We start from the raw sequence: 20,814 nt of genomic DNA on the forward strand, positions 1-20,814 counted from the left end.
ATGTATATCGGTTCGAATCAGTTTGATTTAGCCGAACAGGAAGAAATTCTCGAACGCTTGGCATTGCTGCCATAATTCAGATTAAAAAATATAAAACTTGACAAAAAATTGGTGGTGTTCAAATATTCTTTTTATCTTAAGAAGTTTTTTAAGACTTAAACAAGGTGTCCCGTTACCTGACCTCGATAATTTGGGTTAAAATGAGGTGATAGAGTGCAGATACCTTCTTCATATCAACCCGGGTATGAAAAAGCACTTCTGACCGATCCCGATCTCGCCAAAACGTACATCCAGCACACGCTGATTGGCGATCCCGATGCCGATGCCCTGATCAATGGATTAGCCGGTATTGACGAGAAGCAACAGGGCGAATTCATCAGGGCTGGGATGGACCTGGATGAGGAAAAACTGCGTGATGCGCCTCAGGCAGTACGGGCGTTTTTTGAGAAGGTCGGGACGCCGCCCGCGTGGTTTGATCCCGAGTCAGTATATCCCGGATGCCGTGGCTTCCAAGCCTATTCAGATCTGTTTCTTACCTCGTTTGTCGTGGATATTATTGTACAGGGTTTCACTACGCTAATCAGCCAATCGTTTTTCACCACAGGAAGGCTGACCGATCAGGGGGTGCGGCGGCTAAAGCAAAATATACTTCACCTCCTGGAAATTATGTTGCCGGGTGGCCTGGAGCGATATGGCGAGGGCTGGAAACTGTCTGTCCGTCTGCGGCTGGTGCATGCACAGGTCAGGCGGCATCTTCTCGCTTCTGAGGAGTGGGACTATGATGCCCACGGCATGCCGATCAGTACTGCCCACATCGCGCTCGCGTCCTGTAATTTCTCCGGGATGCTGTTGCGGTCAGCCACGCGAATTGGCGCACGTCTAAACGATGAAGAACGCGACAGTTTTATGCAGATATGGCGCTATACCGCTCATCTGATGGGTGTGCCCGAGGCACTCTTGTTCAGCAATGAGACCGAAGCCTGTGAAACATACCGCGTGGGTTATATCTGCGAGCCGCCTCCCGGTCTGGAAGCTATTGCTATGGCAAACTCGGTGATTGCCTCGGCTCCTTACGTGATCGGTATTAAAGACGAGAAAGAGCGAGATAATCTATCTGGTTTTGGATACCGCCTTTCCCGAGCGTTGATTGGAGACGAACTCGCCGATCAACTCATGTTCCCCAAAAGTCGGACATCTGGGCCCGGGACACTGGTATATTTGCGGCTGAGGCGCAGAATCCAGGATATCCTCGATGTCCTGCTATGGTGGAGACCGGGTCATCGTACCCAAAGCTTCATGGCCTTGCTCGACGTATCTACGCTCGAAGAACATAAAATCAGTTACCGATTACCCGACAAGCTACACGCAGACGAGGCGAAGCCGTGGTGAGGTATGACGGTCTTTATCCACCAATATATAAATGAGGAAATCATTCGCTTGGTGAACTCGTCGCCGCACTTAATCCGAAATGGTCGAAGGAGTGTTTCTTTTGCGATTAGAACGCTACACCGCTGTCATTTTGCGCTATCGATGGTTGGTCGTTGCGCTCGCAACGCTGGTCATGCTGGCATTGACGGCAGGTGTTCGCTTCATTACTGTCACGAACGATTACCGCATTCTGTTTGGTGAAGACAATCCGCAACTCCTCGCTTTCGACGCTCTGGAGAACACGTATTCGGCCTCCAATACGGCACTGATTGCCATTGCGCCCCGAGATGGCTCGGTGTTCACCCGCGAGGCGCTTGGCGCGGTTGAAGAATTGACCGAAGCCGCGTGGCGTGCGCCTTATTCCAGTCGCGTCAATTCCCTTACCAATTATACCCATAGCGAAGCACTTGATGACGATTTGGTTGTCGCTCCGCTCGTTGACGACGCATCTTCTCTGAGCGATGTCGATGTGGTGCGTATCGAGAAGATCGCGTTGGACGCAATCGAAATTGCCGGGCGTCTGGTGTCTCATGATAGACGCACGGCCGGGGTGGCTATTAATTTTATTCTGCCCAAAAATCACGACCAGGCAGTGATCGAAATTACCGATTATCTCGATTCGATCCTGAGTCAAGCCCGTACGAGCCATCCGGATATCGATTATTACCTGACTGGCGATGTGGTCATGCATCGGACTTTTGCCGATGTCACGAAGAGCGACATGGAGACTCTGACACCTGTTGTATTTCTCATCATTGTAGGTGCCACAATTATTCTCCTGCGTTCGATTCTCAGCACTTTGGCCATTGTTGCCGTGATCGTGTTTGTCATCAATACGACTATGGGATTCGCCGGCTGGAATGGCGTGGTGTTCAGCCCCACCAATGCCGGCGTGCCGATTATTGTCATGGTGATCGCCATCGCGGATTCAATCCACATTGTCACGAGTGTTTTACTGGGTATGAGGCGCGGTCTGGACAGAAATGCGGCGATTGTTGAGTCGATCCGCATCAATGCCTATCCGATATTTATTACCTCGGTCACGACGGCGATTGGATTCCTCAGCCTGAATGCCTCAGATTCACCGCCTTTTCACATTTTGGGCAATTACGTGGCATTTGGCGTCTTGTGCGCGCTTGTTTACACTATGACGCTATTGCCGGCATTGCTTTCGATTCTGCCATTGCGCGCGTCTCTTGTGCAGTCTCAGAGGACGGCTTTTTTTGACCGCTTTGCTGACTTTGTCATCGCTCGGCGCAATTTTTTGCTCTGGTTCGTCACTGCGGTTGTCGTTGTCCTGATACTCGGTGTCTCCCGCATTGAGTTGAGCGATAATATGGCGCAGTATTTTGATGATCGCTACGAGTTCCGGCGCGATACGGATTATATTATTGATAATCTGACTGGTCTGGATAAGCTGGAATATTCGCTGAGTGCAGGGCGCGAAGGTGGTATTACTGATCCGGAGTATCTGCGCCAGGTCGATGCTTTTGCCGAGTGGTACCGGGCGCAACCCGAAGTGACCCATGTCCAGGCATTTTCGGATATTATGAAACGTCTCAATAAAAATATGCACGGCGACGATCCAGCTTTTTATCGCTTGCCCAAAGACCCGGACCTCGCGGCGCAGTACCTGTTGCTCTACGAGTTTTCGCTTCCGTTCGGTAGCGATCTCAACGACCGCATAGATGTCGCCAAATCCGCTACGCGTCTGAGTGTCGTGACCAGGAATGCGTGGTCTCGAGATTTGCGTGAACTCGATAAGCGTGCGCAGGTGTGGCTCCAGGCCAATGCACCCGCTTTTGCACACGAAGCATCGGGTCTGAGCATTGTTTTTGCCCATCTGTCCCTGCGAAATATCAATAGTATGTTGCGCGGTACGATCACTGCGATGGCACTCATTTCATTCATTCTGATCTGGATTTTCAAAAGTGTTCGGGTGGGTCTCCTCAGCTTGTTGCCCAATTTTATCCCCGCGATTATGAGTTTTGGCCTGTGGGGCTATCTCGTCGGCCATGTGGGGATTGCCTCTTCGGTGGTGATCGCCGTTGTTTTTGGAATTGTTGTGGATGATACGATTCATTTTCTGAGCAAATATCTGAAGGCCCGGCGCGATGGCCTTCCCGCACCCGAAGCTGTGCGCTATACCTTTAACACGGTGGGCCATGCGTTATGGACGACGACCGCAGTGTTGTCAGTGGGCTTTCTGGTGTTCGCCACATCGGGATTTGAGGTGAGTTGGGCACTCGGTCTTTTGGTCACGATTACGATTGTCTTCGCGCTTGTTGCCGACTTTTTACTTTTGCCAACTCTACTGATTGCTATTGATCGGAGAAATTCATGATACCAATACGACCAATACACCTGTTTTTCGCGCTTTGTCCAATTATTTTGTTTTGTCTCGGTGTGTCATCACCTGCTCGTTCCGAAAGTGCAGAGGAAACCGGGTTGAAAATCGCTCAGGATTCCCAGGATCGCGAGAAGGGTTTTGGTAATTTTACGGCTCAGCAAACCATGGTGTTGCGCAACAAACACGGGCAAGAGAGCCGGCGCCAACTCCGGGTAAAGGTTCTCGAAGTCTCCGAAGATGGCGACAAAAGTCTGTTTGTGTTCGATGAACCGCGCGATGTCAAGGGAACGGCGTTGCTTATTCACGCTCATCGGGAAAGCGCGGACGACCAATGGCTTTATTTGCCCGCTCTGAAACGCGTCAAACGCATTAGTTCGTCCAACCAGTCCGGCTCTTTTATGGGGAGTGAATTTGCTTATGAGGACCTGACCCCTCAGGCTGTGGAGAAATTTACCTATCGTTACCTGCGCGACGAGGCATATGGCGATTTGACATGCACGGTTACAGAACGCTTTTCCGTGGATAAGAAATCGGGCTATAGCCGCCAGGTGGTCTGGAGGGATAAGGACGAGCTTCGCGTCTGGAAAGTGGAGTATTACGACCGCAAGGATGCCCATCTGAAGACACTCACTCTGGGGAATTATGCGCAGTATCTGGAGCGTTATTGGCGTGCTGGTGAGATGACGATGGTCAATCATTTAACCGGGAAAAGTACCGTTCTGACCTGGACGGATTTTGAGTTTCAGGCTGATCTCAACGATCGCGATTTCACACAAACTGGGCTGAAACGGGTGCGTTGATGTTACGTCGTACCGCTCTTCATATTTTACCTTTCGGCGCTGTCTGGATTTTGGTTCTGGTCTTTGCTGTTGGCGCACATGCCGAAATTGGGATTGACCGCGATTTTTCCGGGCGCGTGAATGTCGAAAGCCGATGGTTTCCCCGGGCCGGTGTTTTTTCCGGTCAGGGGGCACAGGCCATCGGTTTTGTTGTAGTACCCAACCTCTATCTCGCAGACGCTGAGGGTAGGAGTTTCACGCTATCGCCATTTTTTCGCTATGACAAAGCGGATCCACGCCGCACCCATGCCGATCTGCGAGAAGCCTATTTTCTGGTATTCGGCGAAATCGGCGATGGCGAATGGGAGTTGCGCGTGGGTATTGATCAGGTCTTCTGGGGCGTTACGGAATCGCAACATCTGGTCGATGTTGTCAATCAGATCGATCTGGTGGAACATCCAAATGGAGAGGCTAAGCTGGGGCAGCCGATGGTCAATATTACCTGGTCCAGCGATTGGGGAGTAGTGGAATTTTTTGTTTTACCGTATCACAGGGTGCGCACGTTTCCGGGCGAATCCGGCCGCCTGCGCCTTCCACTTGTTGTAAATGATGAGCAGATTGAGTATGAGAGCGAGGCGTATCTGGATTTTGCCGCGCGGTACAGTCAGAGTTTTGGCGCTTTCGATGTTGGCCTGAGTGTGTTTAACGGTACCAGCCGGGAGCCTTTTCTGATGCCGGGTGCGGATAGTAGTGGAGCGCCGGTATTGGTTCAGTTCTACGATCAGATCCGGCAGTTTGGGCTGGATGCGCAACTGACTGTCGGTTCCTGGTTGTTCAAGGTAGAAGCGATTCAGCGTGTGGGTGCCCGAAATCTGCTGGGTATAGAAGAAGATTATGTGGCTTCTGTTTTTGGTGGCGAATACACGTTTTATTCCGTATTTGGTTCGGCCTTTGATGTCAGTTTGCTCGGCGAATGGAATTACGACGGACGGGGGCGTAATGCGACCCCGAGTCGCTCGCCCAATACGCTCGAGAATGATTTCTTTTTTGCCACGCGCATTGCGTTCAACGATGTTCAGAGTACTGAAATTGTCGCGAGTATTCTGGGGGATGCGGGTCGTTCTACACGCGCACTATCTGTCGAATTGGACCGGCGCATCTCTGATCAGTTGTCTCTGAATATAGAGGCGATTCATCTTCTCTCTATTGACAAAGCAGATATCCACTACGATACGCGCCGCGATAGTTTTATTGATGTGAGTCTGATGTACAATTTTTAGTTGTTGCACAATCTCTAATTAAAAAACAAAATCCCCGCCCGGGAAGATCAGGCGGGGGTTTGTTTGTATAGAAGGAGCGATCACATTACGCCAGGTTCCATACCCGGTTCGCCCGCGTGATAGGACGCCAGGCACCAGGGGTCTCGGGTTTCTTTGCGGAAGGTGCGAACTTTTTGTCGCATGGATTCGGCGATGTCCTGAACTGCGGGATCGTCGATGATGTTGGTGGACTCCATGGGGTCGTTTTCAATGTCGAAGAGGGCTTCGGCATCCTGGTGTAGAAATTTTTCCGTGCGGCGTTTGCCCATTTCCAGATTTTCTCGGCGAATGGCCTGCCAGGTGGGCGATGCCCACAGGTCACTGGGCAAAGGTGTGGTGATTTCGGGATAGAGATTGCGCACGTATTTGTATTTGCGTCCGCGCAACACCCGGTAGGGATAGTAATTGGTGACTTCGTGGAAGGTATGGGAAAAGAAGGTTTCGTCAAATCCTTCGGGATGTGTTTCGTTCAGGATGGGGACGAGGGATTTTTCGGGCAGGCCTTCAGGGGATTCAACGCCGCACCATTCATAGACGGTCGGGGCGATGTTGTTCCAGTTGACGAGGGCGTCGCTGATAACGGCTTCGGCATTTGGGCGCACAATGATGAGCGGGCAGTGATGGCCCGTGTCAAAAGAAGAGGCTTTGCCGCCGGGAAAGGGCATGCCGTGGTCGCTCATGACAATGATCATGGTGTCATCGGTTCGGCCAGCGTCTTGTAGTGCCTGAACGGCCATGCCAATTCCGGTGTCGAGGCGAGAGACGGATTGGTAGTATTCGGCAAATTCCCGTCGGACATCTGGATGATCGGGCAGAAAATCGGGGACGATGACTTCTTCGGATGAATACGTGACTTCGGGGACGCCGGGATAGGTTTGTTTGTTGCCAAAGTCCCGATGGGGGTCGGAATAACCGACGTGCAGATAGAATGGCTGATCGCTGTCAATGGTTTCAAAAAATTTTGAGATGTTGTCTGCGATAAAGCGCACATTGCGCCCTCCGCCAGCTTCGTAGTTCCAGGGATAGACAGATTCGGGTTGTACATGGAGTTTGCCGACAACGCCGGTTGTGAATCCGGCGGATTGCAGTGTTTTGGGAATTGACGGCATGTTGAGTTGCGTGTGGAAGTTGTGAATGCTGTGCGAGTGGCCGTATTGTCCGTGCGTGTGGCTGTAGTGTCCGGTGAGGAGGTTGGCGCGGCTGGCTGCGCACGATGGGGTGGTGCAAAAGGCGTGCTTAAATAAGGTGCCTCGCGCGGCAAGTGCATCTACGCTGGGCATTTTGATGACGTTGTTGCCATAACATCCGGCAATGGGGCTCCAATCGTCGGCAATGAGTAAGAGGACGTTGCGGTAGGACATAATATCTCCTTGTTGTGATTGCACCCTTTGGGCGCTTCAATGCGGGTGGTTATGTGGTTTTCCATTCGGTTTAATATCATACTTTGTCTAACCAGATCGGGCTGGTCCACGCCCGGTGGCCATCGTGCTGGTAGATGCGAAGGTAGCAGTAGTGAACACCTGAGGGTGAAAAGGTCAGGTGGACGGTATCTCCCAGAATAATGTGCTGTTTTTTGGGTGTAAAGGTTTGGGATATGTCCCCGTTGACCATCAATTCGATGCGGTCTATGTCTGCTGTGCCCAGAACTTCAGCGGTAAATTCGTAGCGATGTGCCCTGACAGTGCTGCCCATGGGATGGGAATTGATCTGAAAATCGATATAGATCCGGGCGCCAGTGGTGGCGTAGCACCGGCGCTTTGAGAATGCATCGAAGATGGTGGGGCGGTCAAGCCGTTCCGCCCACAGGCCGGTAAGTCCCGCGGGTTTGCCAGGTCCCGGTTCCGGATAAGGGTTTGCCGGACGGGAGTCGTGGGTGTCGCTGCCGCTGACAATACCGAGTTTGAGACCCTGAAACTGGATGGCCCGGTTGATTTTGGCTTCTTCAAGATCTACGTTGACATTCTGCTTCTGGTAGATTTCTGCGAGGCATTCCCGTTCGTAAAAGGCGGTGTGAAAGTGCCCTTGAGTGAATCCACCCCGGGCATGGACGGCGTCGTAGAGTTCTCGGTAATCCTTGCAGTAGACGGTTTCCGGATGGTAGCGCGCTTGGAGTTTGGGGTCGTGGGCTTCGGGTCGATCTTCGCAGAAGATGGGAGAAAGACCGTCCAGATCGGGAAAGAATCCGAGACGGTGACTGCCGTCGGGTGGTGTGGCGAATTCAATGGAGGGAAGAGCAATAAATTCTCCGGGCAGTGTGAAGGAACGCCAGGCATCTATAAGCTGTTCCCAGACTTCGGCGATGCAGGCGCTATACGAAAAAAGTTGTCCGCCCGAGAAGCTCAGATGGGCGATGTCTCTGGCCCAGATAAAATAGTCTGTCAGAGGGCGCTGGTTGAACAGCATGCCGTGGATATCACCCCAGTACAGAGTTAAATCAGAGGGTGTAGTAGTGACTCGCGTGGGATTGCTCTGAGCGTTCAGCTTTCCACGCCTGGCAGAGACCTGGTCCCAGGGGGCCTTCGCAGAGAGGTGGGTACGCGTGGTGTGGGAATTATCCAGAAATACGCTGATGCTTTCCGCTGCAGTAGCAAGGGTGAGTTCGTCTTTAGAAAAGACGGGATTGCCGTATGTGTCGATGGGGGTGACCTGCGCTGCGATACGCCCTGTGCTCAGCGCGTGCGCTGTCACCCGGAGCGTTTCCACAGATCCGGGCGCAATGGTGAGGGGATTGCTCTTGAGAATGGAGAGGTCTGTATCTCTGGGCAAAAAAAAGTGATACTTACCTCCTGGATGATGAAAAGAAAGGACACCGTCCAGATCTTCGACAAGCCAGAAGTGAAAGGCGTCAATGGCGTTCTGCGGGAGCAGAAACCCGTCCGGATGGGTGCGAAGTGCAATGGTGACGCGTTCTCCGGGTGCAACCCGACCTTTTTTGCACCTGATGTGAACGGCGTGGAGAAACTCGGGCGTCAACGGGTGCGTGTCAAAGGTGCGCACAACGCCGCCTCCCACAAGGGGGACGCCCTCCCAGTCCGTGTCTGGTGGGCCTGTGATCTCGATGCCGTCGTGGGGTTGAAATGCCTGGTCCCTGTTGAGGTACTGGCGGATGTCGTAGAAGATCCACAGGTTTCCACCGGCCCGAAATCCACCGTCCGGTGCCCGGTAGTGGAGCCGAAGATCCACGGGACAGCAGACCTGAAGCCTGCCGGCTGCGGTTGCCCAAAATCGGCTGTCGGGCATGTGAATGTCTCGCATCTTACCTTTTTGAACTGTTGTCGCGTTTTCGCTCATCGGCTATTTGTTCGAGCATGCCATGCATGCGGTCGGTTTGTGAGGAGGTAATATTTGTTGTTTCATAGGGGTCGGAACCGATGTGAAAGAGTTGGGTTTCTTCCGGGGTTTGGCCTTCTTCGTAGATCAATTTCCAATTGCCCGTTCGCATGCCAAAGGACGATCCCCTGAAGTTCCAGAAGATAGACCGTTCTTCGGGTACGGTGATGTCCCCTGTAAGCAGGGGCCAGATGTCCTGGCCATCCCATTGGGGATCGCTGCTGGGCGTGTAATTGATGAGATTGGTCAGGGTTGGCATCCAGTCGGTTATGTGCAGGGGGTGAAAGCATTTGCCGGGTTGGAGATGAAAAGGCCAGTTGATCAGGGATGGGGTGCGTATGCCGCCTTCGTAGAGTTGAGATTTTTGACCTCGCAAGGGCAGGTTGCTGCCCAGGCGCGGCATTTCTTCGTGGCGGCCCGGGTATTTGTCCGTGTCGTGAAGGGGACCGGCAGGGATGGCGCCGTTGTCCGATGAGAAGATGATGATGGTGTTTTCGCGCTGGCACAGGCGGGCAAGGGTTTCGACGAGTTGGCCGATGGCGTGGTCCATCTGGCTGGCGTACGCGGCATAGGTTTTGTATGAGCGGTCTTTGTTGTCGTCGGGATCGTAGCGCCGGTCTGAATAGCGGTCTATCCAGTGCTGTGGTGCTTTGATGGGGGTGTGAACAGCGGTGAAGGGGACATAGCAAAACCAGGGGTCTGTTTGCGCTTCGATCCATTGGATGGCTTCCCGGGCGATGAGGTCGGTGACGTGGCCGCGTTCTTCAACGAGTTCGCCATTGCGGTGCCAGGTGACGCTGAATGGCCCCGATTTGTAGCGGTGGTTATACGGATCAACGCCGCCGGCAAGGCTCCCATAAGCGGTATTGAAACCAAATTGGTTGGGACCGTATTCGGGAGAAGATCCCAGATGCCATTTTCCAAAGAGGCCGGTTTCGTAGCCCGCATTGCGGAAGGATGAGGCCAGTGTTTCATACCCATCTGGCAGGACGGGGGCATTGGATGGGACGGTGGCGTGGCGTCCAAAGCGACCGGGATGGCGGCCCGTCAGCAGACAGGTGCGGGTGGGGGTACACATGGGACAGACGTAGTGCTGGTCGAGTTCGATTCCCGTGGCTGCGAGGCGGTCGATATTGGGCGTGCGAATGTGTGAGCCGTGATAGCTGACGTCACCCCAGCCCATGTCGTCGGCGAGGATGAAGAGGATGTTGGGTTTTTCAATTTTTCCGGATTTGGTCATGTCAGGTGTCCTTTGAGAAGCAGTCAGCGGTCAGCGGTCAGCTTTCAGTTCCCTGCCCATCCGCTCTAAAACAGCAAAACTGCTTGTTTTGCTGACTGCTGAAAGCTGATTGCTCATAGCTTACAAAATCCACTGTCTGATTTTACCGTTTTCCCTGTGTTTCGCATACCACAATAATAGGATTATGATTGCGACACCTATGCCATCCCATACCACATCGGTCCAGACGCCAGTGCGACTGGGTACAAAGGATTGATGGTATTCGTCCAATATCGCATAGAGAATAGATATCAGGACGCTCCAAAATACACAGGAGGTAAATCGGTTCTTTGTCCATAGAGATCGGAAACATAAATAGGTCAGAATAGCATATTCTGCTATGTGTGCGAATTTGCGCGCCGCATGGTGTATTCGTTCACTAAAAAAGAAAAATTTTTCTGTATTTCCGAACGATAACAGGCCACTTGAACCAATAAAAATTAAGAGTAGCCAGACAAACAGGGCGATGCGCCAATGCGTTGTTGTCATGAGTTTTTCCACCCTACTGTGCAGTTTTGAGGGCTTGTATCGCGTCGTCGGTGGCGTCGATGACATGGGCACCCGCGGGTACGATAAATTCAAACCATTTGTCTTTCAAGTCTGGGTTGATGGTTAAATTGTGAAAGGTCTGCGTGATGATCTCATTGTTTTCGGCATCAAAAAAGCCAATCCGGCGCAATAGGCCATCTTCGGGATTGATGAGTAATTGTGCTTTGACAGGGGGATTAGGCAGTTGTGCGTGCAAGAGATTGACTTTGATCTTTGCTTCAAAGACGCGGTGGGAGCGTTCCTCAAATATTTCGTCTGCGGTGTAGCGAATGCTCGTCCATTCCAGACCTCTAAAGGGACGCAAAGGGTCGGCCTGGTCTGCATCGGCTTCGAGGTTGGTGATGCGATAGACACGCCCCAGGTTCACTTTGGAGACGATTTTTTCTTCGCGGTCATAGGTCCACATCAATCCGCCGTCAGACAAACGTTGTGAAATAATTACTTGATCTTGCACGGTGTCGAGACGCATCAGGTTGGGGCGCTTAAAGGTTGCACTGGCATTGAGTGTCAGTTCTTGATCCATAACGCGAATAATGGTTGTTTGTTCTGCCTTACAGGTGGCGATTTCTCTGGCGTTTTTTTGAATTTCGACCATTATTTCATCGGTCTTACCATCTCCTGTTGACATTTTGTTTTCGTTTTCCGCGCTGACCTGAGTTGTGAGGATCAGCATTGCGATCACCCAGCGTTTCATGACTGGCTCCTTATGAGAAATTTTATTCTTCGCGCTCGCAAAGGTCCCACCACACCCGATTTTTCACTGGATGATCTGAGCCGGGTTGGACGATTGGAGATTGTGGCGCATTGTTTGGCCAACGCGCTTTTTTATTCTCAAAATATACGAACAAATACTGTTGTACATCTCGTATTTGATGGGCCTTCGGACCCACCGAAAACCGTGCGTTTTGAAAGCGATCATCTGACCTATTTGGGTGGGTTTGATGAACGCACGCTGGCAGGGGCTGTGCAAAAAGCACTATCTACCGGCAAGGGTTTGTCACTGGGCGAAGAGCGGCAGGTTGATGACGGTTTGTTTGTGGCAAAAAAGGGATTTGAACGCGTTGTGCAAGATCGCACAGAATCGCTCTATGTACTCGAGCGCCGAGGTGTTGACATTCGCACGGTGACATTTTCCCAGGATGTAACTTTTGTTTTTTCAGATCATCTCACAATGCCAAAAAAAACGGCTAAGTATTTGCGCCGCCTCGGTGCCAAGCCGATTTGCGTGGGGCCCCGAATGTTGTTTGCCTCTCAGTGTATCGTGCTGCTACACAATGAGTTGGACCGACAGGGTATTTGGTAAAGTGATTTACTGAAAGAGTTTGAATGTTGCGCCGATGTGTCCGGAAAATCCGCTGACGACATCGTTTTGATCTTCGACAAATTTGATTCTGACAAATATCCCGAGTTTTTCACCTATTGGAAATTTGTATCCCAATTCTCCACCTATAAAACGCTCAGAAACACCATCGGATAATACAATTCCAATACTCGGTCCCAAAAATAGCTTGTGGGTTTCAAAATCGCGCATGCCAATCGCATAATTGAGACTCGTGCCCAGGGTCTGCATCATCGGGCTGGCAAAACTTATGTCGTAAAACGGCGCAAATATGAATGGACCGGGCAGGTTGAGATGGACAGAGGCGTGCAGGGCGATTCCGCCAGCTGATTCAAAACGCGGACGGACACTGTCATTCCACATAAAGCCTCCACCGAGATTTACGCCGTCGATAAATGCCGCATGGGCAGTGCCTATATTAGCAGACAACACACATAGCGCGAGACAAAAACTTTTTAGAATCTTCATAAACGCTCCTTTTAAAGATACTGTTCACTATCTGATCGCTCGCCCAATGCCGCGACCACATCTTTTACGCGCTGAGAGCTATCGCGGGGCAAAATAAGCAGGGCATCGCCCGTATCGACTACGATTAAGTTCTCGACATCGACCAGCGCGATTACTTTTTCTTTGTTGCCATAAACCGTTGTGTTTTTTGCATTGAGCGATAGCACATTGCCACGCAGCACATTGCCATTTTCATCTGTGGGCAAGACATCTGTTAAAGCACCCCACGCGCCGATATCGCTCCACTCGATATCTGCTTGCAGGGTCGCAATATCTGACGCGCGTTCGATAATGGCATGATCAATGGCGATGTTTTTCATCTGTGGATAGATTTTGGTAATGACGTCTGCTTCTCGTCCCTCTTTGGCAGCGGTGCCAATTTGTTCGAGCAGGGCATACATCTCGGGTTCAAATTTTGCAAAAAGATCCAGCATTGTTCTGGCTTTCCACACAAACATATTGCTATTCCACAGATATTGACCGCTCTCCAGATATGTTTTTGCAGCTTCCGCATCGGGTTTTTCTGTAAATGACTCTACGGCATAAACCGGCTCGTTGTTTATCTTTGCAATCACATCGCCTTTTTGTATATATCCAAAGCCAGTGTCTGCGCGCGTTGGTTTTACACCGAGTACAAACAGGGTCTCGGCGCGACCTTTCAGCGCGTCTTCCGCTACTTTGAGCAACCGACAAAATTCCTCTGGTTTGCCAATGTGATGATCAGAGCCCAAACTCGCAATTGTACATCCGGGAAAACGAGCTTCCAACAAGGCGCACTCAAGCCCGACCGCAGGCCCTGTGTTGCGGAGTGCTGGTTCTACAATTGCGTTTTCAGCAGATAATTCGGGCAATTGTTCTCGAACGCTATGCAATAGTTTAACGCCGGTAGAGATATAAAGGTCATCTATTTCAGCCAGCGAATTAAGGCGATTTACCGCCTCCTGCAACATCGTGCGTTCACCGGTCAAAGCGTGAAATTGTTTGGGTTTGCTCTTGCGACTTAAGGGCCATAGCCGCGTACCAACACCACCCGCGCGAATTACAAATTTCATGTCTCATATCCAGAGATCATAAAGTCAAAAGTAATATTCCTTGCAAGGGGGTACAACCGAAACCTTGCAGCAAAGGCCGTCTTTGTATATCTTTATCCAAATCCACACGCATCATCGGGGGTGCTACCCCACAACAGGAGTTGATTGTTATGGCACTGACTGCCACTACTTTGGAAGAGACCTATCAACAGATGTCCGAGCGATTAGAGGGCATTGTACCCGATATCGAGTTGCGCTATAAAGCCGAGTTGGCTTACGAAATCAATAAGTTAAAAAAAGAGCGCGGAGCCATTATTCTCGGGCATAATTACATGGAGCCGGCACTTTATCACTCTGTGCCAGATGTCGTGGGCGATTCGCTCGAGTTATCGCGGAAAGCCGCAGAAACCGACGCCGATCCCATTGTTTTTTGCGGCGTGCGCTTCATGGCCGAGACCGCAAAAATTCTCAATCCCGACAAAACCGTGCTCTTGCCTGCGCGCGTTGCAGGCTGTTCACTCGCCGCGAGCATTACCGCGGAAGATGTTCGCAATCTGCGCGAACAATATCCGGGTGTTCCCATTGTCACGTATATTAACACTTATGCCGATGTCAAAGCCGAATGCGATATTTGCTGTACATCGGGCAATGCCCATAAAGTCGTCGAATCGCTCGATTCGGATACCGTTATCTTTTTGCCCGACGAATACTTAGCCGCCAATGTGGCGCAAGAGACCGATAAGCGCATTATTTTTCCCACAATAACGGGATTTTCCGATCCCAAGCCCGGTCTTGAATACGAAATGATCGGCTGGCATGGCAGGTGTGAGGTCCACGAGCAATTTACCGTTCAGGATATTGAAGATGTGCGCGTGCAGTTTCCAGATGTCGTTGTTCTCTCCCATCCGGAATGCAGCCCTGAAGTGGTCGCTGCGTCCGATTTTTCGGGCAGTACCTCTCGCATGGTCGATTATGTGCGCGAAATGGATGCCGAGCGGTATTTGCTGCTCACAGAATGCAGCATGGGCGACAATATCGCAGCGGAAAACCCGAATAAAGAAATGGTTGGCCTGTGCAGCATTCGCTGTCCACATATGAACGAAATTACACTTGAAGATACGCTCAATGCACTCGAATATAACGAGCAAATCATCGAAGTGCCCGAAGACATCCGCGTGCGTGCATTAAAAGCTGTGGAACGCATGCTGGAGATTGTATGATCGCTTTAAAAACACAGTTACGCGATACCAAAGGCCCGGTAGATTCCGGGCCTTTTTGCATTTCGATATTGAGTATCAGACCTGTGTGTTTTTGGTCAATGTCTAATCTCACTCACCATCGTAAACTTCTGTTTGGAACAGATTGTTTTGAAAATCGAGGTACTGATCTTTTGTCATCTCTGGTTTGTAATTTGCAAGCACGGCTTTTGCCTCTGTAGCGCGGTCGTAAAGCAGATCCACTGCTATCATAGACAGTGATTTCGCCGGTTCTACATATCCCATCTCTTTATCGGAAATATGCCACTCGACGCTGTGTCCCGGTCCCGAAGCCCCCGACATATAGGGATGAATCGCGGGCATAATGCAGGATATATCGCCCATATCAGTTGAGCCGGTTCTGTGGCCAACTGTACAAAATTCATCTTCTCCAAAACGCGCTCTGGCATTTTTTCCATAGAGTGCCTGCAAATCCGCATTGTTTTTTAATGGCATATATCCCGGTAGAGTTTCTATTTCTACTGTTGCGCCAAGTGCCATTGCGCCGGCTCGAAGTGCGCGATCTACTTTCATACTGGCATCGAGAATCGCTTCTGCAGTGCGTCCTCGCACATAAGTTTCCATACAAACTTCGTCGGGGATGACATTGACCAACTCTCCGCCTTTGGTGATGATGGGATGCACTCGAACAGAATCGTGATCCTGGAATGTTTCGCGCTGTGCATTGATGGCATTCAGTGCAATTTGAGCGGCATTCAGTGCATTGATGCCCCGATGAGGTGCGCCTCCCGCATGCGCGGCTTTGCCCACAAACCGAATCATCTTTGCTACAAATCCGTTAGACGAGGCGGAAGCCGCGGCTTTGGTCAATGATTCATCGCTATGTGTATGAATCATAATCGCCATATCGATATCGTCAAAATGCCCGTGCTTGATCAATTCGGGTTTGCCACCCAGAAAGCTCAATTTCCCAGATTTCACCAGATTCAAACGGTATTCAACCTCTACAAATTCCTCTGCGGGCACGGCGAAAAAGACGACTCTTCCCGCCAAATCATCAACTACGCGCGCATCTACCATGCCCATCATTGCGCCCATTAATCCCGCGATCTGTGCATTGTGACCACAAGCATGTGCCGCTCCCGTATCGAGATTGGCATTGGGATGTCCGGAAACCAGGAGCGAGTCGAGTTCGCCAATTAGTGCAACGGTTGGCCCCGGCTTACTTCCCTGCAATACGCCTTTTACACCTGTAATTGCCAGCTCGGTTTCACACGGTACGCCAAATTCGTCCATTGTTTGCGATACCAACTTTGCTGTCTCAAATTCTTTAAATCCCAACTCGGGATTTAACATAATGTGATCGCCAATGCGACAAATCTGATCTCGACGTCGATCAATGGCTTCACAAACGCGCTTCTTGAGTTCGGCTTTTGTGGGCATAAATTCCTCCGATTATTTTTTATTTTTTTACCTGATTTTTAATAATAATATCAGCAAAAGAGGCGTTACAATGGCTTGTAAAAGTGTAAATCTGACCAGTACCTGTGTATTGGACCAGCCCCATTTTTGACGGACGTGATCGTGCAGGGGATAACGCACTTGTTTGAAAATGCCGATTTTAAAAAAGCGCAATAAAGCGACTTTCAGAAGGCCTGTTGCGCCATTGACCAGCACGACTCCGGCTACTACAATAATCAAAAACGGATTCCCACACGCCAGGACCAGCATGCCGAGTAATAAGCCCAGAGGGCGAGATCCGGCATCGCCCATCAACACGGCACTCGGATTGGCATTGTGCCATAAATAGCCCACCAGACAACCCGTCATGACAAAAGCCATTACCGCCCAATTGGCAGCCTCTTTGTAGTGCGGTACAAGTAGATATTGGGCGATATCCCTATGTCCTACAATAACGTACAGCGCGCCGCCCAAAAAAATGAATGCCAGCATGCACAAACTGCCCGATAGGCCATCCACACCGTCTGTGCAGTTTGTGGCGTTAATAGTCATCCACAACAAGCATGTAGCAATGGGGATATAAATCCAGGGTGGCACAATAACCGACGTCTTAATTAGCGGTAGCCACACTTCGACTGCTGCCATCTGGCACACGACCATAGCACCTAAAATGGAGATGACCAGATCGAACAACCCCATGCGGTATTCACTCCATTCATAGCGGTCATCGAAAAATCCCACCAGCATTGCCAGGAATAGGCATCCCAAAGCAGCCAGATATCGCGTTCCAAGTGGTACAAATAAAAATCCGACAATAATAAAAATAGAAATGAAAATAACGCCTGCCCCTGCGGGCTTGCCCTTATTTTGTGCGGCGCCAACAGCGTGAGCACGCCCCTGGTCACGCGGTAATCGGTGCCACAATTTGGGTAAAATTCTCCAGGTTAACACGCAGGCGAGTGCGGTACCTGCACCAACCAAAAATAGATAAGAAGTGAAGAGGCGAAATGGCCCATAGATGTCCAACAATTGCTCACCCAGCCAGTAGAGCACAGCGCAAACTCCCGTGTGATATGATTTGAAAAATGAAACAAATCAGGACCAATGTAAGGTCTCTATCATTAAAGGGCAAGTCTGAACTCATAGCCGATTCCTTTGTGGGCGGTCGTTTACTTATTTTCAAAGAAAATCCTTGACGCGAAAACACAGACTTTCTATTTTGTGATTATTATGAACGCATTGATCAACAACCCGGTTACTTTTACTAATCCAAACACAGTTTTGGCCGGGAATGCGTTTGCCCGTACCGCTCAGCACCATACTCATCATGCTACGTCTGCGACTTTTTGCACGATGCGCTCGGCGGTGGATATGTCATAATAGTTGTCCAATGAAATGAACAAGCCCGCTGTCGAGAGACAGTGGGCTTTTTTTTTAGGAGAATGACTATGACAAACAATGACGATGCTTATGGACGGATGATGTGGGATTTTCATCGCGGCATACCCTCAGAGGAAATTGTAGAACGCGAAGATGGATATATAACTGCTGGTATTTCCAGTACATATTTCGATCCTCATCGCGACTGGCCCCCGCATCAGCGAGAATCGATGAATTATGTTCGTGGACGCGTTCTCGACATAGGTTGCGGACCCGGACGCCATGCCCTCTACCTCCAGGAAGAAGGTTTTGATGTTTTGGGTATTGACTCTTCTCCTCTTGCGATCAAGGTAGCTCAAGAACGAGGTCTCAAAAAAGCCAGGATTTTGAGTGTAACACAAATTTCCTCTCGGCTCGGCCAGTTTGATACCTTGCTCATGATGGGTAGTAATTTCGGTCTCTTTGGCAATTTGAAGCGCGCCCGGTGGCTTTTGAGAAAGATGCGTAATATGACATCTGCCGATGCGAGAATTATTGCCGAATCCGCAGATCCTTACAGCACAACGCGAAAAGCTCATCTGGATTATCACAAATTGAATCGCGAGCGGGGCAAGTTCTCGTGTCAGCTCAAAATTCGCATTCGATATGAACACTATATCGGCACATGGTTTGAATACCTCAAAGTATCCCGAAAAGAGATGGGATTTATTCTCGAAGGTACTGGTTGGCAAATTTCGCGATTTATTCCGGAAACGGGGAGTGTTTATGTCGCGATTATTGAAAAAAATTGAAGGCAAGCGGAGGAAATAGTTATGTCTATTGATTATCAACTCGAAGAAGGGACGGATATCCATCTCGATTTTGAAAAGCTTCGAAAGGTTGCACAGGCCGATCATCCCGTCATTCCCGTTGCTGTGCAGGATGTGGATAGCAAAGCCGTTCTCTTGATCGGCTATGTCAATAAACAGGCGCTTGGCTACGCGCTTGAACACCGCGTGGCAACATTCTGGAGTACATCGCGCAATGAACTCTGGATTAAAGGGGCTACGTCTGGCGATATGCTCGAACTGGTCGATGTGCGCATCAACTGCGAGCAAAATTCACTGCTTTATCTCGTGCGTCTCAAAGGCGATGGATCGTGTCATACGAAAGAAGATGGACGAGCGCGTTACGGCTGTTATTACCGCAGTATCGACAGTGGGAAATTGGTATTTGTAAACCCCAAAACTATACCGGAGTAATGAGTTATGTCATTACAGGTTGTAAATCGAATCCACGCAGATCAATGGCAAATTCTCAGGGATGTGCGTCTTCGCGCACTTGAAGATGCGCCTTACGCTTTTGGTACAACGCTGGCAGAAGGCGAAAAAAGGACCGATAGAGACTGGCAGGAAATGGCGAGAGATCATGCCAATCTGTCGGATCGCGCATATTTCATGGCTTATGTGGGGGATAATCCCTGTGGGATGGCGGGGTGTTATCGCAGGGCATCAGACGCAGTAGTGCTCACTGCGATGTGGGTCGCACCCGAATTTAGGGGACAAAATATCGGTGAGCAGATTGTGGGCGCTGTCATAGAATGGGCGCGAGAGGGTGGGGCCACCATGCTCGAAGCCTGGGTCAGTGAAGATAATCCTGCGCGATTTTTTTATCAAAAAATCGGGTTTGAAGAGACCCGTTTAACCGAACCGCTTCGCTCAGATTCCAAAATTCAGATCATTTTGATCAGGCGCGATATTGCACCCTGAAATCCGGGTTGATTCACAATCTTCTCAACACTATATTGCTCACATGATAAATGGTGTACAAATGCGATTGATTAAGATAAATCAGGGCACTCGACGACAGGAGGGAGAAAACGTGGGTTACGATCTCAAAGTTTTTTCGGGTAATACCAATCGACCATTGGCCGAAGATATTTGCAATATTCTCGATACTCGGCTTGCCGAAGCCACTGTGAGCCGTTTTTCCGGCGGCGAAACACATGTGCAAATTGATGAAAACGTACGTGGCTGCGATGTTTTTATTGTTCAACCTATTTGTGCAAATGAAGAAGAAGACATCTCGCCCAATGACGCCTTGATGGAACTGCTCATTTTGATCGATGCTGCGCGACGCGCCTCTGCCCGACGCATCACGGCGGTTGTGCCCTATTATGGCTATGCACGGCAGGATCGCAAAGACCGCCCCCGCGTGCCTATCACAGCCAAACTGGTCGCCAATATGATTTATACCGCTGGGGCGCGGCGGGTTTTAACCCTGGACCTGCACGCCAATCAGATCCAGGGGTTTTTTGACATACCCGTTGACCACCTCTATTCCATTAACATTTTAGGTGAGTACTTCAGGCTGAAAAATCTCAAAAATCTCGTTGTTATCGCCCCCGATGTCGGCGGCATAAAAATGGCACGCGCGTATGCCGAACTGCTCGGTGCGTCGTTAGCTATTGTAGATAAACGCCGCTGGAGCGGTCAAAAAACCGAAGTCCTGAACGTTATTGGTGAGGTGAAAGACAAAAATATCGTCATTGTTGATGACATTATCTCTACGGGGAGTTCCCTCATCGAAGCTGCCTCTGCACTCAAAGACAAAGGCGCGCGCGATATATGTGCCACCATTGTCCACCCGGTGCTGGCAGATCCCGCCGTTGAGCGCGTGCAAAATTCTGTGCTTACAGAGCTTGTCGTTTCCAATTCCATTCCCGTGCCCAAACGCGCCCAAAATGGCAAGATCAAAATTTTATCAGTCGCTCCCATTCTCGCCGAATCCATCCGCCGCATCAACAACGATGAATCCGTCAGCAATCTCTTTGCCAATGCGAGAGTTGAAGGGTGAAATGTACGCG

Annotated in this window: 19 protein-coding genes; 10 read left to right on the top strand and 9 right to left on the bottom strand. The window is 50.4% G+C overall.

The window, feature by feature from the left end:
• Nucleotides 1-213: 213 nt before the first annotated feature.
• The 4 genes from F4Y39_22065 (at nucleotide 214) to F4Y39_22080 (ending at nucleotide 5,837) form a co-directional block, all read left to right on the top strand.
• Entirely contained in the window at nucleotides 214-1,389 is a 1,176-nt protein-coding gene (locus F4Y39_22065) for a DUF2236 domain-containing protein (protein MYC16423.1), read from the top strand.
• 79 nt (nucleotides 1,390-1,468) lie between these two features.
• Nucleotides 1,469-3,772 (top strand): MMPL family transporter, encoded by a 2,304-nt coding sequence (locus F4Y39_22070; protein MYC16424.1) that lies wholly within the window; start codon nucleotides 1,469-1,471, stop codon nucleotides 3,770-3,772.
• Nucleotides 3,769-4,578 (top strand): outer membrane lipoprotein-sorting protein, encoded by an 810-nt coding sequence (locus tag F4Y39_22075; GenBank protein ID MYC16425.1) that lies wholly within the window; start codon nucleotides 3,769-3,771, stop codon nucleotides 4,576-4,578. The genes F4Y39_22070 and F4Y39_22075 overlap by 4 nt, the downstream gene beginning before the upstream one ends.
• The gene (locus tag F4Y39_22080; GenBank protein MYC16426.1) at nucleotides 4,578-5,837 is read left to right on the top strand and encodes a hypothetical protein; all 1,260 of its coding nucleotides are present in this window, start codon (nucleotides 4,578-4,580) and stop codon (nucleotides 5,835-5,837) included. Before F4Y39_22075 ends, F4Y39_22080 begins: the two co-directional genes overlap by 1 nt.
• A gap of 80 nt (nucleotides 5,838-5,917) precedes the next feature.
• Here the strand turns inward: F4Y39_22080 and F4Y39_22085 are convergent, their stop codons facing one another.
• The 5 genes from F4Y39_22085 to F4Y39_22105 form a co-directional block, all read right to left on the bottom strand.
• Nucleotides 5,918-7,237 (bottom strand): sulfatase, encoded by a 1,320-nt coding sequence (locus F4Y39_22085; protein ID MYC16427.1) that lies wholly within the window; start codon nucleotides 7,235-7,237, stop codon nucleotides 5,918-5,920.
• Nucleotides 7,238-7,313: 76 nt separating this feature from the next.
• A complete protein-coding gene (locus F4Y39_22090; protein MYC16428.1) occupies nucleotides 7,314-9,167 on the bottom strand; it encodes a DUF3604 domain-containing protein in 1,854 nt (617 codons plus the stop codon).
• Nucleotides 9,133-10,446, bottom strand: a complete 1,314-nt coding sequence (locus F4Y39_22095) for a sulfatase-like hydrolase/transferase (protein MYC16429.1) — start codon at nucleotides 10,444-10,446, stop codon at nucleotides 9,133-9,135. Before F4Y39_22095 ends, F4Y39_22090 begins: the two co-directional genes overlap by 35 nt.
• 120 nt (nucleotides 10,447-10,566) lie before the next feature.
• Nucleotides 10,567-11,040: a VanZ family protein gene (locus F4Y39_22100; GenBank protein ID MYC16430.1), complete on the bottom strand. Its 474-nt coding sequence runs from the start codon at nucleotides 11,038-11,040 to the stop codon at nucleotides 10,567-10,569.
• Nucleotides 10,988-11,728, bottom strand: coding sequence for an outer membrane lipoprotein carrier protein LolA (locus F4Y39_22105; protein MYC16431.1), 741 nt, complete (start codon nucleotides 11,726-11,728; stop codon nucleotides 10,988-10,990). The genes F4Y39_22100 and F4Y39_22105 overlap by 53 nt, the downstream gene beginning before the upstream one ends.
• 12 nt (nucleotides 11,729-11,740) lie before the next feature.
• Here F4Y39_22105 and trmY point away from each other — a divergent pair, with 12 nt between their 5' ends.
• On the top strand, nucleotides 11,741-12,337 hold the full coding sequence (gene trmY, locus F4Y39_22110) for a tRNA (pseudouridine(54)-N(1))-methyltransferase TrmY (protein MYC16432.1): 597 nt from the start codon (nucleotides 11,741-11,743) through the stop codon (nucleotides 12,335-12,337).
• Nucleotides 12,338-12,343: 6 nt separating this feature from the next.
• Here trmY and F4Y39_22115 read toward each other — a convergent pair whose 3' ends face one another.
• Both F4Y39_22115 and F4Y39_22120 read right to left on the bottom strand, forming a co-directional pair.
• A complete protein-coding gene (locus F4Y39_22115) occupies nucleotides 12,344-12,841 on the bottom strand; it encodes a hypothetical protein (GenBank protein ID MYC16433.1) in 498 nt (165 codons plus the stop codon).
• Nucleotides 12,842-12,852: 11 nt separating this feature from the next.
• Nucleotides 12,853-13,932 carry a mannose-1-phosphate guanylyltransferase gene (locus F4Y39_22120; GenBank protein MYC16434.1) on the bottom strand — a complete coding sequence of 360 codons (1,080 nt, stop codon included), beginning with the start codon at nucleotides 13,930-13,932 and terminating at the stop codon, nucleotides 12,853-12,855.
• 149 nt (nucleotides 13,933-14,081) lie between these two features.
• On the opposite strand from F4Y39_22120, the gene nadA reads away from it, so the two are divergent.
• Entirely contained in the window at nucleotides 14,082-15,131 is a 1,050-nt protein-coding gene (nadA, locus tag F4Y39_22125) for a quinolinate synthase NadA (protein MYC16435.1), read from the top strand.
• Between the two features lie 108 nt (nucleotides 15,132-15,239).
• On the opposite strand, the gene F4Y39_22130 is transcribed toward nadA, so the two are convergent.
• Nucleotides 15,240-16,571 (bottom strand): amidohydrolase, encoded by a 1,332-nt coding sequence (locus F4Y39_22130; protein MYC16436.1) that lies wholly within the window; start codon nucleotides 16,569-16,571, stop codon nucleotides 15,240-15,242.
• A gap of 27 nt (nucleotides 16,572-16,598) precedes the next feature.
• Nucleotides 16,599-17,642, bottom strand: coding sequence for a phospho-N-acetylmuramoyl-pentapeptide-transferase (locus tag F4Y39_22135; GenBank protein ID MYC16437.1), 1,044 nt, complete (start codon nucleotides 17,640-17,642; stop codon nucleotides 16,599-16,601).
• A 389-nt stretch (nucleotides 17,643-18,031) separates the two neighbouring features.
• Between F4Y39_22135 and F4Y39_22140 the strand changes: the two genes are divergently transcribed.
• From F4Y39_22140 to F4Y39_22155, 4 genes are all read left to right on the top strand, one after another.
• Nucleotides 18,032-18,760: a class I SAM-dependent methyltransferase gene (locus F4Y39_22140; protein MYC16438.1), complete on the top strand. Its 729-nt coding sequence runs from the start codon at nucleotides 18,032-18,034 to the stop codon at nucleotides 18,758-18,760.
• A 21-nt stretch (nucleotides 18,761-18,781) separates the two neighbouring features.
• Nucleotides 18,782-19,210 carry a phosphoribosyl-AMP cyclohydrolase gene (locus F4Y39_22145; GenBank protein MYC16439.1) on the top strand — a complete coding sequence of 143 codons (429 nt, stop codon included), beginning with the start codon at nucleotides 18,782-18,784 and terminating at the stop codon, nucleotides 19,208-19,210.
• 6 nt (nucleotides 19,211-19,216) lie between these two features.
• Nucleotides 19,217-19,717: a GNAT family N-acetyltransferase gene (locus tag F4Y39_22150; protein MYC16440.1), complete on the top strand. Its 501-nt coding sequence runs from the start codon at nucleotides 19,217-19,219 to the stop codon at nucleotides 19,715-19,717.
• A gap of 61 nt (nucleotides 19,718-19,778) precedes the next feature.
• The gene (locus tag F4Y39_22155) at nucleotides 19,779-20,804 is read left to right on the top strand and encodes a ribose-phosphate pyrophosphokinase (protein ID MYC16441.1); all 1,026 of its coding nucleotides are present in this window, start codon (nucleotides 19,779-19,781) and stop codon (nucleotides 20,802-20,804) included.
• The last annotated feature ends 10 nt before the right edge of the window (nucleotides 20,805-20,814 follow it).

This window comes from Gemmatimonadota bacterium, from assembly GCA_009838845.1.
Classification (GTDB): Bacteria; Latescibacterota; UBA2968; order UBA2968; family UBA2968; genus VXRD01.

Coding starts and splice junctions, on each gene's coding strand:
- F4Y39_22070 (MYC16424.1), top strand. CDS start 1,469: ATGGTCGAAGGAGTGTTTCTTTTGCGATTAGAACGCTACACCGCTGTC.
- F4Y39_22075 (MYC16425.1), top strand. CDS start 3,769: ATGATACCAATACGACCAATACACCTGTTTTTCGCGCTTTGTCCAATT.
- F4Y39_22080 (MYC16426.1), top strand. CDS start 4,578: ATGTTACGTCGTACCGCTCTTCATATTTTACCTTTCGGCGCTGTCTGG.
- F4Y39_22085 (MYC16427.1), bottom strand. CDS start 7,237: ATGTCCTACCGCAACGTCCTCTTACTCATTGCCGACGATTGGAGCCCC.
- F4Y39_22090 (MYC16428.1), bottom strand. CDS start 9,167: ATGAGCGAAAACGCGACAACAGTTCAAAAAGGTAAGATGCGAGACATT.
- F4Y39_22095 (MYC16429.1), bottom strand. CDS start 10,446: ATGACCAAATCCGGAAAAATTGAAAAACCCAACATCCTCTTCATCCTC.
- F4Y39_22100 (MYC16430.1), bottom strand. CDS start 11,040: ATGTCATCGACGCCACCGACGACGCGATACAAGCCCTCAAAACTGCAC.
- F4Y39_22105 (MYC16431.1), bottom strand. CDS start 11,728: ATGAAACGCTGGGTGATCGCAATGCTGATCCTCACAACTCAGGTCAGC.
- trmY (MYC16432.1), top strand. CDS start 11,741: ATGAGAAATTTTATTCTTCGCGCTCGCAAAGGTCCCACCACACCCGAT.
- F4Y39_22115 (MYC16433.1), bottom strand. CDS start 12,841: ATGAAGATTCTAAAAAGTTTTTGTCTCGCGCTATGTGTGTTGTCTGCT.
- F4Y39_22120 (MYC16434.1), bottom strand. CDS start 13,932: ATGAAATTTGTAATTCGCGCGGGTGGTGTTGGTACGCGGCTATGGCCC.
- nadA (MYC16435.1), top strand. CDS start 14,082: ATGGCACTGACTGCCACTACTTTGGAAGAGACCTATCAACAGATGTCC.
- F4Y39_22130 (MYC16436.1), bottom strand. CDS start 16,571: ATGCCCACAAAAGCCGAACTCAAGAAGCGCGTTTGTGAAGCCATTGAT.
- F4Y39_22140 (MYC16438.1), top strand. CDS start 18,032: ATGACTATGACAAACAATGACGATGCTTATGGACGGATGATGTGGGAT.
- F4Y39_22145 (MYC16439.1), top strand. CDS start 18,782: ATGTCTATTGATTATCAACTCGAAGAAGGGACGGATATCCATCTCGAT.
- F4Y39_22150 (MYC16440.1), top strand. CDS start 19,217: ATGTCATTACAGGTTGTAAATCGAATCCACGCAGATCAATGGCAAATT.
- F4Y39_22155 (MYC16441.1), top strand. CDS start 19,779: ATGCGATTGATTAAGATAAATCAGGGCACTCGACGACAGGAGGGAGAA.